The 13436-nt window shown below is 68.8% G+C and carries 14 protein-coding genes and 1 tRNA gene; 10 read left to right on the top strand and 5 right to left on the bottom strand.

The window, feature by feature from the left end; all coding sequences use genetic code 11:
• Positions 1-63: 63 nt before the first annotated feature.
• Both A3CU_RS0126070 and hutI read left to right on the top strand, forming a co-directional pair.
• Positions 64-1362, top strand: a complete 1299-nt coding sequence (locus A3CU_RS0126070) for a formimidoylglutamate deiminase (RefSeq protein WP_027944784.1) — start codon at positions 64-66, stop codon at positions 1360-1362.
• Positions 1350-2540, top strand: coding sequence for an imidazolonepropionase (gene hutI, locus A3CU_RS0126065; protein ID WP_027944783.1), 1191 nt, complete (start codon positions 1350-1352; stop codon positions 2538-2540). The genes A3CU_RS0126070 and hutI overlap by 13 nt, the downstream gene beginning before the upstream one ends.
• A 43-nt stretch (positions 2541-2583) precedes the next feature.
• Here hutI and A3CU_RS0126060 read toward each other — a convergent pair whose 3' ends face one another.
• The 4 genes from A3CU_RS0126060 to A3CU_RS0126045 form a co-directional block, all read right to left on the bottom strand.
• Positions 2584-3171 (bottom strand): hypothetical protein, encoded by a 588-nt coding sequence (locus A3CU_RS0126060; protein WP_027944782.1) that lies wholly within the window; start codon positions 3169-3171, stop codon positions 2584-2586.
• Positions 3168-3377 (bottom strand): hypothetical protein, encoded by a 210-nt coding sequence (locus A3CU_RS0126055; protein ID WP_027944781.1) that lies wholly within the window; start codon positions 3375-3377, stop codon positions 3168-3170. Before A3CU_RS0126055 ends, A3CU_RS0126060 begins: the two co-directional genes overlap by 4 nt.
• 205 nt (positions 3378-3582) lie before the next feature.
• Positions 3583-5955, bottom strand: coding sequence for an ATP-dependent helicase HrpB (gene hrpB / locus A3CU_RS0126050; protein WP_027944780.1), 2373 nt, complete (start codon positions 5953-5955; stop codon positions 3583-3585).
• Entirely contained in the window at positions 5952-6773 is an 822-nt protein-coding gene (locus A3CU_RS0126045) for a glutamate ABC transporter substrate-binding protein (RefSeq protein WP_027944779.1), read from the bottom strand. The genes hrpB and A3CU_RS0126045 overlap by 4 nt, the downstream gene beginning before the upstream one ends.
• A gap of 64 nt (positions 6774-6837) precedes the next feature.
• Here A3CU_RS0126045 and A3CU_RS0126040 point away from each other — a divergent pair, with 64 nt between their 5' ends.
• The 8 genes from A3CU_RS0126040 to A3CU_RS52735 all read left to right on the top strand — a co-directional run bounded on the left by A3CU_RS0126040 (position 6838) and on the right by A3CU_RS52735 (position 12919).
• Positions 6838-7353, top strand: coding sequence for a MauE/DoxX family redox-associated membrane protein (locus A3CU_RS0126040; protein ID WP_027944778.1), 516 nt, complete (start codon positions 6838-6840; stop codon positions 7351-7353).
• 4 nt (positions 7354-7357) lie between these two features.
• Positions 7358-8134 (top strand): DsbA family protein, encoded by a 777-nt coding sequence (locus tag A3CU_RS0126035; protein WP_027944777.1) that lies wholly within the window; start codon positions 7358-7360, stop codon positions 8132-8134.
• Between the two features lie 97 nt (positions 8135-8231).
• Positions 8232-8304, top strand: a tRNA-Ala gene (locus A3CU_RS0126030).
• 610 nt (positions 8305-8914) lie between these two features.
• The gene (locus A3CU_RS0126025) at positions 8915-9718 is read left to right on the top strand and encodes an ESX secretion-associated protein EspG (protein WP_027944776.1); all 804 of its coding nucleotides are present in this window, start codon (positions 8915-8917) and stop codon (positions 9716-9718) included.
• A 99-nt stretch (positions 9719-9817) separates the two neighbouring features.
• The gene (locus tag A3CU_RS0126020) at positions 9818-10255 is read left to right on the top strand and encodes a hypothetical protein (protein ID WP_027944775.1); all 438 of its coding nucleotides are present in this window, start codon (positions 9818-9820) and stop codon (positions 10253-10255) included.
• A gap of 8 nt (positions 10256-10263) precedes the next feature.
• On the top strand, positions 10264-10797 hold the full coding sequence (locus A3CU_RS51405) for a DUF3558 family protein (RefSeq protein ID WP_084143773.1): 534 nt from the start codon (positions 10264-10266) through the stop codon (positions 10795-10797).
• Between the two features lie 9 nt (positions 10798-10806).
• The gene (locus A3CU_RS0126015) at positions 10807-12267 is read left to right on the top strand and encodes a hypothetical protein (RefSeq protein ID WP_156960555.1); all 1461 of its coding nucleotides are present in this window, start codon (positions 10807-10809) and stop codon (positions 12265-12267) included.
• Between the two features lie 508 nt (positions 12268-12775).
• Positions 12776-12919: a hypothetical protein gene (locus A3CU_RS52735; protein WP_156960554.1), complete on the top strand. Its 144-nt coding sequence runs from the start codon at positions 12776-12778 to the stop codon at positions 12917-12919.
• Between the two features lie 292 nt (positions 12920-13211).
• On the opposite strand, the gene A3CU_RS54680 is transcribed toward A3CU_RS52735, so the two are convergent.
• Positions 13212-13433, bottom strand: coding sequence for a hypothetical protein (locus tag A3CU_RS54680; RefSeq protein WP_052372185.1), 222 nt, complete (start codon positions 13431-13433; stop codon positions 13212-13214).
• Between the last annotated feature and the right edge of the window lie 3 nt (positions 13434-13436).

The raw sequence follows: 13436 nt of genomic DNA, 5'->3' as shown, positions 1-13436 counted from the left end.
GCAGACTCGCGGAGAGATCGGCATGACGCACTTGGTCCGCGAGGAGTTCGCGGAGGAACCAGCATGACGGCTTACTGGTGCGAACGAGCCTGGCTACCGGAGGGTGTGGCCACGTCCGTGCGGATCGAGATCGAGCACGGTCTCTTCACGTCGGTCACACCTGGGTCGCCGCCGGCGGGTACCGTCCTCAGTGGACTGGTTCTGCCCGGGTTCGCCAACGCGCACTCGCACGCCTTTCACCGCGCGCTGCGTGGCCATACGCACCACGAGCAAGGCACGTTCTGGACCTGGCGGGAGGCGATGTACGCGGTCGCTGAACGGCTCGACCCGGATTCGTACTACCGGCTCGCGCGCGGTGTCTTCGCGGAGCTGACGCTGGCCGGGTACACCAGCGTTGGCGAATTTCACTACCTGCATCACGCACCAGGTGGAAAGCACTACGCCGACCCGAACGCGATGAGCTACGCCCTGGCCCAGGCCGCCGAAGACGCCGGGATCAGGCTGACCGTGCTCGACACGTGCTATCTCACCGGCGGGTTCGGGAAGGCACTGAGCCCGCGGCAGGCACGCTTCGGGGACCGCGACGTCGCGGCGTGGGCGGAGCGGGTGAAATCCTTCGCGCCGCCGGGCGAGCACGTCCGGGTGGGGGCCGCCGTGCATTCCGTGCGGGCCGTCCCGCTTGACCAGCTTCCACTGTTCTCAGAGTGGTCGGAACCGCTTCACGTGCATCTGTCCGAGCAACGGATGGAGAACGCGGACTGCCTGAGCCACTACGGCCGCACCCCTGCGAGCGTGCTCGCTGAGGCGGGTGTACTTGGTGAAAACACTGTCGCGGTGCATGCCACGCACCTCACACGCGACGACATTGGGCTGCTCGCTCGCTCGGGCACCCGGGCATGTTTCTGTCCCACCACCGAGCGGGATCTCGGGGACGGGATCGGGCCCGCGCGCGGACTCGCGGATGCCGGCGTCCGGCTGTGCCTGGGCAGTGACAGTCACGCGGTGATCGACCCCTTCGAGGAGGTCCGGGCCCTGGAAATGGACGAACGGCTCGCGGCCGAGGAACGCGGCCGGTTCACCGCGCCCGAACTGATGGCGGCGGCGACCGCGCACGATGCGATCGGCTGGGGTGAGGCGGGCCGGCTCTCCCCGGGCGCCGCGGCGGACCTCGTCGTGGTGGACCTCGGTTCGGTCCGCACCGCCGGCGTGGACCCGCAGGGCGCGCTGTTCGCGGCCACGGCGACCGATGTCACGGACGTGCTGATCGGCGGCCGGTGGGTGGTCCGGGACCGCTCCCACCGGCTGGTGGACGAGCCGGAAGTGGTGCTGGCGCAGGAGATCGGTGCGCTGTGGCAATCCTGATCACCGGTATCGGCGAACTGACTACGAACGATCCCGAACTGGGCCGGCCGCGAGACGCGGCAGTGGTCCTCGACGGCGAACGGATCGCGTGGGTGGGTCCGGCCGTGCGGGCGCCCGCGGCCGACGAGCGGTTCGACGCCGAGGGCCGCGCGGCGCTGCCCGGCTGGGTGGACAGCCACACCCACCTGGTCTTCGCCGGGGACCGAACCGCCGAGTTCGCGGACCGGATGGCCGGAAAGCCTTACCAGGCAGGCGGAATTGCCACCACGGTGGCGGCGACCAGGGCGGCCGGGGACGCCGAGCTGGCCGCGAACCTGCGGCGTCACGTGGACGAGGCGGCGCGGCAGGGCACGACCTGCCTGGAAACCAAGACGGGGTATGGGCTTTCCGTGCCGGACGAGGTGCGCTCGGCTCGGATCGCGGCCACGGTGGCCGACGAGGTCACGTTCCTGGGTGCGCATCTCGTCCCGCCCGGCGCGGATCCTGAGTCCTATGTGGACCTCGTGCGCGGCCGGATGCTGGACGAGGTCGCGCAGTTCGTGCGCTGGGTGGACGTGTTCTGCGAGCGCGGGGCTTTCGACGAAGCGCAGTGCGAACGGGTGCTGCGCGCGGGGATCGCGCGCGGACTCGGCGCACGGGTGCACGGCAACCAGCTCGGTCACGGCCCCGGGGTGCAGCTCGCGGTGCGGGTCGGGGCGGCCAGCGTGGACCACTGCTCCTACCTCGACGAGGCGGACTTGGCCGCGCTGTCCGGGTCGGACACCGTCGCCACCCTGCTGCCCGCCTGCGATCTGTCGACCCGGCAGCCGCTGGCGCCCGCTCGGCGGCTGCTCGACGCGGGGGTGGTGATCGCGCTGGCCACCAATGCGAACCCGGGCAGCTCCTACACCACTTCGATGAACTTCTGCGTGGCGACCGCGGTGTTGCAGATGGGGCTGTCGGTCGAGGAGGCGGTCTGGGCGGCAACGGCCGGCGGCGCGCGGGCGCTACGGCGCGACGACGTGGGTGTGATCCGGGTCGGTGCGCGGGCCGACCTGCAGGTTCTCGACGCTCCCTCGGTGACGCATCTCGCCTACCGTCCAGGTGTGCCGCTGACCTGGCGGGTCTGGCGGCGTGGTCGAGCCGTTCTGCCCTGCTTCGTTGTGGAGGAAGGGGCGTTTGCTACGGATCATCCGTAGCAAATACGCCTTCCTCCTTTTCCGGCCCCGCCAGCGGGAGGGCTCAGCCCGCGAGGTGGTCGCGGGGGAGCGGCGGAAGGAGCCGGGTGACGCGCTCGGGGTCGTCAAGTAGCGCGATGATCTCCGCCAGGGCGTTGTCGGGGACGAACTGCAGGCCGGCCTCGATCGCGGACTCCGGCAGGTGATCGACGAACCGCGCGACGGTGACCCAGTCCTCCCGCCGCGCCAGCTCCGCGGCGACGGCGGTCATCAGTGGTTTCGGCAGCCCCGCGACGATGCCGGACGCCCGGCGCGGGTCGAGTTCGGCGGCGACGTCGGCGAGGAAGGCCGGCGATAGCCGCCGGGCGATCTCCACCCCCTGCGCGGGGTCGACCAGGCCGGCGATCCGCGCCGACAGCAACGGTCCGAACGCCAACTCGGCCATCCGGGCGAGCACCGGGCCGGGCAGCAGGCGGCTCGCCGCGGCCATTCGCCGCAACGGGCCGGCGTGCGCGTCGAACAGTGCGGCCGAGGTCTGCTCGCGGAACCGCCGGAGCTCCGCCGGCGGCACCTTTCGCAGGTAGCCGAAGCGTTCCGGCGGCGCACCAAGTAGCCGCGCGAGCTTGCGGATCTCGGCCTCGTGCGGGGTCACAGGCCCACGGCCTTGCGGATCACGGGACGCAGCAGGGCGGGAACGTGCCGCAGGGAATCGTCACCGACCTTGGCCAGCGCGGCGGCCTGCCGGCGGCGGGCGCCCCGCACCGCGTCGGCGAGGTCCCACTGGTGCTCATCCGACAGGGCCGCGATACCCGGGGGCAGGGGCCCCACCTGCTCACTGAGGGTCCGCTCGGTGTCCATCAGCCGATGATCTCATCTCGGTTGTCACGCGCGCAGAACAATCGAACGTCAAGCTGTGTTGTTCAAATACGCGCGATCGACGAACGCGCCTACGGACCGTGACTTGGCGACGCGCACCCGGCCAGCCGCCTCCGGCAGCCCGCAGCCGCGTTCGCGAAGCCTCGAGCGACTCGCCGAAGTACCGAAACAGGCTTCCGAACGGCCCTCAATCCAGACCGGGTGGGCGCTCGGGCCAGGAATGCCTGGGGTAGCGGCCGCGAAGCTCGGCACGCACCGCGGAATAGCCGGTGCGCCAGAAGGAAGCCAGGTCACGCGTGATCGCCGCGGGCCGGCCGGCGGGGGAGAGCAGGTGCAGCAGCACGGGGACACCGGCCACGCGCGGCGTCTCCGGCCAGCCGAACGCATCCTGCAACCGCACGGCCAGCACCGGTTCACCGGTGCCGTAGTCAACGCGGGCACGCGCCCCTGAAGGAAGCCGGATCTTTTCAGGCGCGAGGTCGTCGAAGCGGGTGGCCTCGGGCCAGGGCAGGAGCCGGCGTAAAGCGGTGACAGTGTCGATGCGCGCCAGGTCGGCCCGGCGTCGTGCGGCCGACAGCTCGGGCAGCCACTCGCCGGTCCGCGCCAGCAGGCCCGCCGAATCCACGGCGGGCCACGGTTCACCCACCGTCTCGTGCAGGAACGCCAGCCGCTCCCGGAGGCGCTCCGCGTCTCGGGTCCAGTGCAGCAAGCCCAGCCCTTCTTCGCGCAACCCGTCCAGCAAAGCCCGTCGCACAAGCTCCGGATCGGCTTCGGGTAGGGGACGCTCGGCGAGCACGATCGAGCCAAGCCGGCGCACCGATCGCGCGATGACGTCCCCCGACCAACCGACCTCGTCCACTGTGGACAGCAGGTTGGGCGCGGCCCGCACGGCCAACTCCTCATCCGCCCGCGCGGCGAGCCGGATGACGCCGTGGGCCCGGCCGGGATCGCGAGTGGCCTCGGCGACCGCGAGCCACTCGGCATCGCCGAGGCCGCTGCCGCCGGGTAGCTCGGCCGCGGTGCCGCCTGCCAGCAGATATACCGGCGAGCCCGGCTGCCTGCGCCGCGCCAGCCGCTCGGGATGGGCCAGGGCGATCACCAGGGCGGGATCCGGCGCTTCTTCCCCCGCGGGGACGAGCCGGGTGAGCCTGCGCACCTCGCTGCGCCAATGCCGGCCCCGTTCGCTTTGAGCACCACGAAGCGCGCGCAGTTCGGCTTCGGCGTCGGTGAGCGTTGCGCCCGCGTCGAGGAGCGCCACCACCTCGGCGGCCGATCGGGGTCCTACCTCGGCCGCTCCGTCGAGCAGTGCCCGGGCGAGCCGCGGATGCAGCCCCAGCTCCGCCATCCGCCGGCCCCGCTCGGTCACTTTGCCTTCGTCGTCGGTGGCGCCCAGCGTGCGGAGCAGCGTACGGCCGGCCGCGAGCGGGCCCTCTCCGGGCGGGTCCCACCACGACAGCGCGGTGCCATCGGGGGTGGACCAGCAGGCGAGTTCCAAGGCCAGCCGGGAAAGCTCCGCGGTGCGGATCTCCGGTTCCGGGTAGGCCGGCAGCGGGTCGTGACGCTGCCAGCACCGGTAGGCGCGACCCGGCGCCTCGCGCCCGGCACGTCCCGCGCGTTGGTCGGCGACCGCAGCCGAGACCCGCACGGTCGCCAGGCCGGGCAGGCCCCGGCGGTGATCCATGCGCGGAACCCGGGCCTGACCGGAATCCACCACGGCGACCACACCCGGCACCGTCAGGCTGGACTCGGCGACGGCGGTCGCCAGGACCACGCGGCGGCGCGGGCCAGGCCGGAGGGCGGCGTCCTGCGCTGCCGTGCCGAGCCTGCCATGCAGCGGCATCACGTCCACTTCGGACAGATCAGCGAGCATTCCGCTCACTCGCGATATTTCCGCCACACCAGGCAGAAAGGCCAGCACATCACCGTCCGTTTCGGACAGTGCGCTGTGCACCGCGCGGGCCACCCTGGCCTCCAGCCGCTCGTCGCGACCAGGTGGCAGGTAGGCCACCTCGACCGGGAAGCTGCGGGCGTGGGCGGTGATGACCGGCGCCGAGCCGAGCAGGTGCGCAAGACGGTCCGCGGCGACGGTCGCGGAGGTCGCCAGCAACGCCAGGTCGGGGCGCAGTCCCGCGCGGACGTCCAGCAGCAGGGCCAGCAGCAGGTCGGCGTCGAGATGCCGTTCGTGGCACTCGTCCAGCAGCACCGTGTCGACGTCACGCAGTTCCGGGTCGCTCTGCAACCGCCGCACGAGCAGGCCGGAGGTGACCACCTCGATGCGGGTGCGCGAAGACACCTTCCGGTCGCCACGCACCGAGTATCCGACGGTCCGGCCGACGGGCTCGTCGAGCAGCGCCGCCATCCGTGCTGCCGCCGCTCGTGCGGCGAGTCGTCTAGGTTCGGCGACCAAAATGCGGCCCGTCCGGTGCTCGGCGAGCGCGAGCGGGACGATCGTCGTCTTGCCCGTGCCCGGCGGCGCCACCAAGACCGCGCTGCCCGCCTCGTCGAGGGCGGCGGTGACTTCGCCGAGCACGGCGCGGACGGGGAGGTCGGGAAGTTTCATCGCTCCGTCACGGTAGGCGGCTCGGGCAGCGGATACCCGGACGGCCCGATGTTGCGGCGCACCGAGTCCTGCCAGGCGCCGCTGTCGATCATCCGCTGGATCGCGTTGCCGAGTGCGGACTGGCTCGCCGGGTCGCCCTTGCGGAGGCCGATGCCGTAGCGCTCGGTGGTGAACGGCTGGCCGGTGAGCCGGAGCAGTTCCGGATTCTGCGCGACGTAACCGGCCAGGATCACGCCGTCGGTGGTGACGGCGTCGATTTCGCCGGCGAGCAACGCGGTCACGCAGTCGGGATAGCGCGGGTATTCGACCAGTTGGACGCCATGGGCGAACCGGTCCTTCACGGTTTGCGCGGCGGTGGAACCCGGCACCGAGCAGAGCCGGCGACCGTCGAGGCTCGACGGCCCGGTGATGGTCGGGTCGGCCTTGCGCACCAGCAGATCCTGGCCGGTGACGAAGTACGGCCCGGCGAACGCGACGAGCTGCTTCCGTTGGTCGGTGATGGAGTAGGCGGCCACGACGAGGTCGACGGTGCCCGACGTGAGATCCGTCTCCCGGGTGTCCGGGGTGGTTTCGCGCCAGGTGATGTTGGACGGCTTCACGCCGAGACGGCGGGCGACGTAGGTAGCCACGTCCACGTCGAAGCCGACGAACCGGCCGTCGAGCGTGTGCTCGGCGAGCCCCGGCTGGTCGAAGCGAATGCCGATGGTGAGGTTGCCGCTCGCGGCCTTGCCGAGAAGTGTGCCGGGGTCTGCAGACGCGCAGGCCGAGAGCGCGACGGTGGTCAGCAGGATGGCCGCCATCAATCGCCGGAAGGACATGTCAGGTTCCGCGGAGTGGCAGTGCTTCACGGTTTTCTCAGGACCCGCGGCTAGCCTAGGCAGTGTGAACCGAGGTTCCCAAGCAGTTCTCGACCTCGTCGGGACCCTGGTCAGGCTGGGCCTCGCCGCCGTTTGGCTGATATCTGGATCGATTAAGGTCTCCGACCCCGGACAGACCTACCTCGCGGTCAAGGCCTACGACCTGCTGCCCGACGGGCTGGTCCACCCGGTGGCGACGGGGCTGCCGCTGCTGGAACTGGCGCTCGCCCTGTTCCTTCTGCTCGGGTTGGGGACCAGGATCGCCGCCGCGGTGTCCGCCGTAGTCTTGGTGCTGCTCATCGCCGCCGTCGCCCAATCCTGGGCGCGCGGGCTGACCATCGACTGCGGGTGTTTCGGCGGGGGCGGTCAGGTGGCGGCGGGACAGACCCAGTATCCGCAGGAGATCGCCCGGGACGTCGGATTCCTGATCCTGGCCGGCTGGCTGACCGTGCGGGCGAGGACGCGGTTCGCGCTCGATGGCTGGTTGCGGAGCGGGCGCGTGGACACCGTGGCCGAGGAAAGTGAACTGGAAAGGACCTGATCAAGTGGGTGGAGCGGAACGGTCCGCGCGCAAGCGTCGCCAGCAGCAGGCTGCGGCAGCGCGGGCGGTGTCGCAGGCACGTGGCACCGGCGGCCCGGACAAGCGCGTCATCGCCGCGGTCGTCGCCGTGGTGCTGCTCGCCGGTGTGATCATCGGCGGCGTGCTCTGGACGAACTCGTCGAAGAACAGCACGCAGGGCCAGTCGATTCCGCCTCAGACGACCAGCACCGCGCTGGACAGCCCCGGCGAGCGGCAGGGCGCGACCGTGGTGTCCGGGAGGCCGGACGCGAAGGTCAAGCTCGACATCTACGCGGACTTCCTGTGCCCGTACTGCGGTTCGTTGCAACAGGCTTACGGCAGCCAGATCGAGCAGCAGATCGCGGCCGGGACGGTGCAGGTGACCTACCACATGATCCCGCTGCTGGTGGCCAGCTCGGACCCGCCCGGTTACTCGCTGGACTCGGCCAACGCCGCCCTGTGCGCGGCCGACCAGGGCAAGTTCACCCCGTTCCACGACAGCCTCTTCGCCAGCCAGCCGAAGGAAGGCGCCCGCGGTTACGACAAGGCGCAGCTGATCAAGCTCGGCCAGGATCTCGGCATCACGTCACCGCAGTTCGCCGACTGCGTCAACGCCGGCACCTACAACCAGGACCTGACCGCGGCGCTGCAGCAGATCAGCCAGAACCCCAGCTTCCGGGGCACCCCGACGGTCTTCCACAACGGCGTCTCCGTCGACTGGACCAAGTCCAACTGGCTCACCGACCTGGTCAACCAGGCCTGACCGCAGTGGGGTCCGGCGCTTGCCGGACCCCACTGCGAACCCTGGTGGCGCGTCAGGTACTCTTATGACCACGCGATGAGGAGTTGACCTCACGCACGGGGCTATGGCGCAGCTGGTAGCGCACCTCACTGGCAGTGAGGGGGTCAGGGGTTCGAGTCCCCTTAGCTCCACAGTTTTCAAGATCGCCCGGCATTGCGGTTTACGCAGGTCGGGCGTTGTTTTTGGGTGCACCGAAAGCCCGTCCATTGTGGACTGCTGTCAGGTTACCCTTCAGTAGGTGGAGCAAATCTGGAGCAGTGCCTGACCCCGTTTGAAACGGGGTCGCTCAAAACTGCTCCAGGTAGAGCACCCGGCTGGGTGGTTCTGCCTGGGTGAGCGGTGGGCGGTGGGCACACCGCTACGGCTACAGCGCACTGGCGCCAGCCGAGCGGACGATGATCCTGTGACGGCTGTGTCAAGCGCGGCCTGTGCGGTCCAAAGGAACCCTCGTCCGGTCAGCGGACCAACACGCGGTCGCCGATTACGACTCTGTCGGGAAACATCGTGTCCGTGCTAGCCACCTTGGTGGCATCTCGTAGGAACGACTCCGCTGCTAGCCTGCCGTTGAACTCTGCGGAACGGAACTGCGCTGGTGGCCTACTGGTCGACGCCTCTTCTGGTGCAGACCCCCTGGGCGGCGTCGGGCCGCTTCTTGCCGCGCCCTGCCGCGCCCATTACGCTCGCCTACCGTCCGAATTACCGACGGTGACAGATTTGGGCGCATGCCGCAGGGGGGTCGGGGTGTCATTGACGTTCGACGTGGATCTGGCGGAGTTGGACATCCTGGACGAGGACCTTGGCCTCGGCCGACTCATCGCACCCTACGAGATCCCTTACGTCAGCCGTTCCGGCACGGAACGCGCCGCGCACCGGGACAAGGTCCATCGGCGACTGCGGCGTGACGGGTGGATGTCCCGCAGTGGCGGCCTGCGCGGCGACATCGAGGAGTTGTTGCGTATCTGGGCTGAGCCCGAGATTGTGGTCACCCAGGTTGTGAATGTCGTCGAGGGTGACCGCCGGTTTCTGTATCGCGGTGGTTGGCGGGGCCGGATCGGGGTCCTGACCAACCAGGAAGGCACCGTGCTGACTTTCGCCGAACTCCGCCCCGCCCAGGTCATCGACGAAATGGTCCGCTTCCTGCCGCACTCGGAACCGGTGTATGGCGCGCCTGTCACCTATATCCATGGCGACGGCGCACGCGCACACTCCGCTCACGACGACGGGGAGTTCTTCGGCGGGATCGACGCGCCGCCACCCGCGCCATCGAGCGGCCCCGGGGCGACGGAGCGATTCTTCCGCGCACCCATCATTCGGGCCGGGGTCATCGCGTGCTCGGCCCGCGAACCCGGCATCCGCAAGCGACGGGGCCGAGAGGTGAAGATCGGGTCGCTGAGCTGGTTCGACACCACCGACGGCCGCTTTTTCCTCACCACCGAAAGCCTCTCCGACGGTGCCAGGCGGCACACCATCACCCCGGCCGACCGGGCCCGGATCGCGCAGTGGCTGCGTGACCGGATCAACCGCGGCGCGGGCGCTGGCTACTAATCGCATCGAACCTGTGACGCCGCGGTAGGACGCGCTGTACCGTGGCACGCAGCGGTAGGGACCAGCCACCGGCACCAATACGTAGGGAGGACGGGCATCATGGGCGACGACAGTACGGGCGGCTGGCTCGGATCGTCCCTCACGGACATCTTCGGTGGCGAGCAACAGGTCAACCAGATGACCGAGGACGCCAAGAAACTGCTCGCGGACGCGAAGGCAGGTAAATGGGCCGTCGACGAGGAAACCGGCACTCACCTCAAGCGCGCCTTCACACAGATGCAAGACCAGTTGACCGACGTCGGTTCGCGCATCGACCGCCTGCAGCGCGCACCAAAGTTGGGGAACGACGCTTATGCGAAGGAAGCCGCGCAGCACTTTCTTGCAGCGATGACGGCGGACGATCAGGCACTTGTTCCGGTGTTCGAGAAGACTAAAGAGAGTCTGATCATACTTGAGCAGGCGATCGACGAGGCGATCAAGCACTACAACGCATCCGATGAAGCCGCGACAATGCATTTCGGCCCCTTTAAAGACTGAGGAAATTCGTGACCACGAAGACCGGCATCACTCGCACATTGGTGGGCGGCGCATGCGCAGTGCTTGCCTTGACCGGGTGTTCCGGCACGATAGCCGGCACGCCCACTCCCGTCACGAGTTCCAGCGCCGCAAGTACGAGTACCTCCGGCGCGGATATCTTCGCGAACTTGAACCCTTGCCAAGTTCTCGACCAGGTACTCGCAGGACAGGGTTTCAATCCCGGTGAACGAAAGACTACTCGAAACGAATGTGGCGCGCTCAAACCCGGTCTTGGCACGTATGGCTTGGCGTTAGATCCGGTGCAAGGGCTAGTGGAGTTCACCCAGACCGATCCCAGTGCTGTCAAGATTGACGTCAATGGGCGAAACGCGTTGCAAGCCACCACTCAAACAGGGGGATGCACGGTGGCGATTGAGGTATCCGCTCACGCGCGGGCATCGGTCGATGTTCACCTGTCACGTACTACTGATTTGTCGGTCGCTTGCTCGAACGCTGTGCAGTTCGCGCAGCAGGTTGAGCCGTTGTTGCCGAAGATGCAATAGGGGGTTGTCGTGACGCAGTCGGGGGATGGGTTGGACGGGTACACGCCCCGTGCATATGAGGCGGAGGTGTACGCGAAGGTCGCCGGGGCGAATGCGGGCAAGAACCCACTCTGGAGTTCGGACTGGCGTGATCCGGCCGATGTCGCTGGCAAGTATTCCACCAAGTCCGCCGAGTTCTACGAGCGGAAGTTGGCCGCCGAGGGCGGCGGTTACCGAGACGGACTGGACACCTCGGATGTGGACTACCGCGCTTTTCCCCACCAGCAGCTCATCTCTATGGTCAGCGACGGCGCGAGCCCGGAGGACGTCGACGAGCAGGGCATGATCGTCAACGATTTCGGCAATGCCTTCAAGGAGCTGTCCACGACGGTTCGTCAGGCGGCGGCGAAGGAGCAGGCCGGGTGGCAGGGTGAGGGCGCCCAGGCCGCGTTCGGGTACCTGGCTCAGTACGCGAACTGGGCGGACGACTCGGGTGACAAGGCGTTCCTATCCGCGAACCGGTATTCACAGACCTCCGCGGCGTTGTCCGCGGCCCGCAACAGCATGCCCGAACCGGCGGGCCGCACGGTGACGCAGTCGATGGATTTGGCGCACCAGCAGCTCGCCAGTGGGGACATCGGCGGTCTTCTCGACACCTACGAGAATATGGAGTCGCAGGCGCGGGTTGCGTTTGAGACGCAGCAGCGGGCCGCGCAGGTAGTGGCGCAGCGCGACCAGATGCTCTACTCCGGTGGCTCGACCCAACCGAACTATGTCCCGCCGCCCCAGTTGTCGAGCGTCGCCACGCCGCCACCAACCACCGGCAGTTCAGTCGGGGGTTCGAACGCCGTAATCCCGGACCTCGGCCGCACCACGGCGGCCAGCGCCGGTGGGCCTTCAGCCACGGTAGCCGGCGGGGCGCCGATCCCCTCTGGTGGCGGATCACTGCCCCCGGCCGGACTGCCGCCGACCGGGCTGCCGGGCGGCGGGACGTCCGGATCAGGTCCCGGCGGCTATCCCCCGCCGGTCAGCGGGGGCGGTGACGCGAGTGGCTGGAACCGGACGTCAGGGCCGACGCTCAACCCGGGTCTGGCTGCCGGGCTGCCCATCGCCGGTGGTTCAGGCTGCGGGGGCGACATCGAACGCGGTGGCTCGGGCCGCTCCGGCGGTGGCTCGTCCGGGCGAACCGGTCGCCGGGTACCCGTAGGCGGCACCGAGCAGGAGCCGGCGGGTGGCAAGAGGTCCGGCACGGCCGAACCCGGCGCGAAGGCCGCGGCGCAGGCCGCCCGCGAGGGTCTCGCGGGCAAAACCGGCAAGCCAGGGGCCAGTGGCATCCCCGGTGCCGCGGCCGGCGGCAAGAAGGGCGAGGAAGACAAGGAACACAAGCGCCCCGGCTACCTCGTCGAGGCCGATCCCTATGACGCGCTCGGTGTCAAGATCCAGACCGACGAACACGGCAACAAGATCGCCCCACCCGTACTCGGCGAGTGAACCACAGCCTTCGTTACCTACTGGCTCGACGACGCTGCGAGCCGGAGGCGATTTCACGGCCGGTCGCCAGCACCTTGGAGTTCTTATGGCTTGACGTTAGCCTCACTTCGTAGCGATCCCCATTGATCTTCGCGGGTGGTGGCCTGTTCTCCACCCCGCAAGACCACGAGCACAGAGCCGGCGTCGAACTCGTCGAATCGATTGACGAAGGTGCCAGCGGCCGCTTGGGTAACGTCGTGCCCGTCGGACCTCGGTTAGCCCTCGATCTCGTTGACGACGGCATGGCCCGATCGTTACCAAAGTGGCGGGATAGGCTTATCCGCTGCGGACTTCGAATCCTGCACGAGCCCGCACCCCCAATCTCCCCGCGGTGGCCAGGGTGCTGGTGCGCTTCGCTGATACCGGCGACGAGCAACGGAAGGTCGTCGAAGAGGCGCTGCGCGATGCGCTCAGCGGATCGGGGACCGCACGCACAACTGCTGAGTAACTCCAAGAGGTGATCGGCTCCGTGGCCGACGAGATCTATGCGCGGACAGCTACGCGCGGACTGGGCGGCGTCCGGCAGCGGCCGGCCGAACAGTTACCTCCGCTGGTGCCCGACGGCTGGGTCGACTTCGACGACGAAGTTACGACCTACCCCGCGGCCGGATGAAACCCTGACCCAGGTGCGGCAAGGAGCGGCCTCGATTCGAAACATCACCAAGCACGGCGTAGCGAGTGAGACTGACGTGGACGCCATCATGGCCGCCTCGCCGATGATCGCGGTGCGCAGGCCCTAGCCGCTGCGCTCCAGCACGTCACAGCACACGAGCCGATGTTGGTCGGAACGCTGTGCGACGATGTCGTTCCTGCCGTTCATCGGACAGCTGCTGGTGAACGGCTGCGATAGCAGCCGAGGCCACAAAACAGATGGGAATGTGAATTCGAGAGGCCGGGCGTGGCAGCTAATCGAGCTGGCACAGCGGCTGAGCCACCTTGCGCCAGGTTGTCTGCTCGGGTGGTGTAGTGCTGTCGGCGGTGGCTTTGTCCCAGCGGGTTTGGAGTGCGTCGAGGAGGCGTTGTTCGACGGCGCGGGCGACGTGGGAGTAGGTTTCTTGGACCTTGTCGGCGAGGACGTGGCCGAGGCGGAGTGCTTGGGCGATTTCGGGAACGCCGTCGTCGATCATCCA

The organism is Amycolatopsis taiwanensis DSM 45107 (assembly GCF_000519205.1).
Classification (GTDB): domain Bacteria; phylum Actinomycetota; class Actinomycetes; order Mycobacteriales; family Pseudonocardiaceae; genus Amycolatopsis_E; species Amycolatopsis_E taiwanensis.
This window is presented reverse-complemented; position numbering and strand designations above follow the sequence as displayed.

Excerpts from the sequence above, each read along its gene's own strand:
- A3CU_RS0126070 (WP_027944784.1), top strand. The coding sequence starts at position 64 with ATGACGGCTTACTGGTGCGAACGAGCCTGGCTACCGGAGGGTGTGGCC.
- A3CU_RS0126055 (WP_027944781.1), bottom strand. The coding sequence starts at position 3,377 with ATGGACACCGAGCGGACCCTCAGTGAGCAGGTGGGGCCCCTGCCCCCG.
- hrpB (WP_027944780.1), bottom strand. The coding sequence starts at position 5,955 with ATGAAACTTCCCGACCTCCCCGTCCGCGCCGTGCTCGGCGAAGTCACC.
- A3CU_RS0126045 (WP_027944779.1), bottom strand. The coding sequence starts at position 6,773 with ATGTCCTTCCGGCGATTGATGGCGGCCATCCTGCTGACCACCGTCGCG.
- A3CU_RS0126020 (WP_027944775.1), top strand. The coding sequence starts at position 9,818 with ATGGGCGACGACAGTACGGGCGGCTGGCTCGGATCGTCCCTCACGGAC.
- A3CU_RS54680 (WP_052372185.1), bottom strand. The coding sequence starts at position 13,433 with ATGATCGACGACGGCGTTCCCGAAATCGCCCAAGCACTCCGCCTCGGC.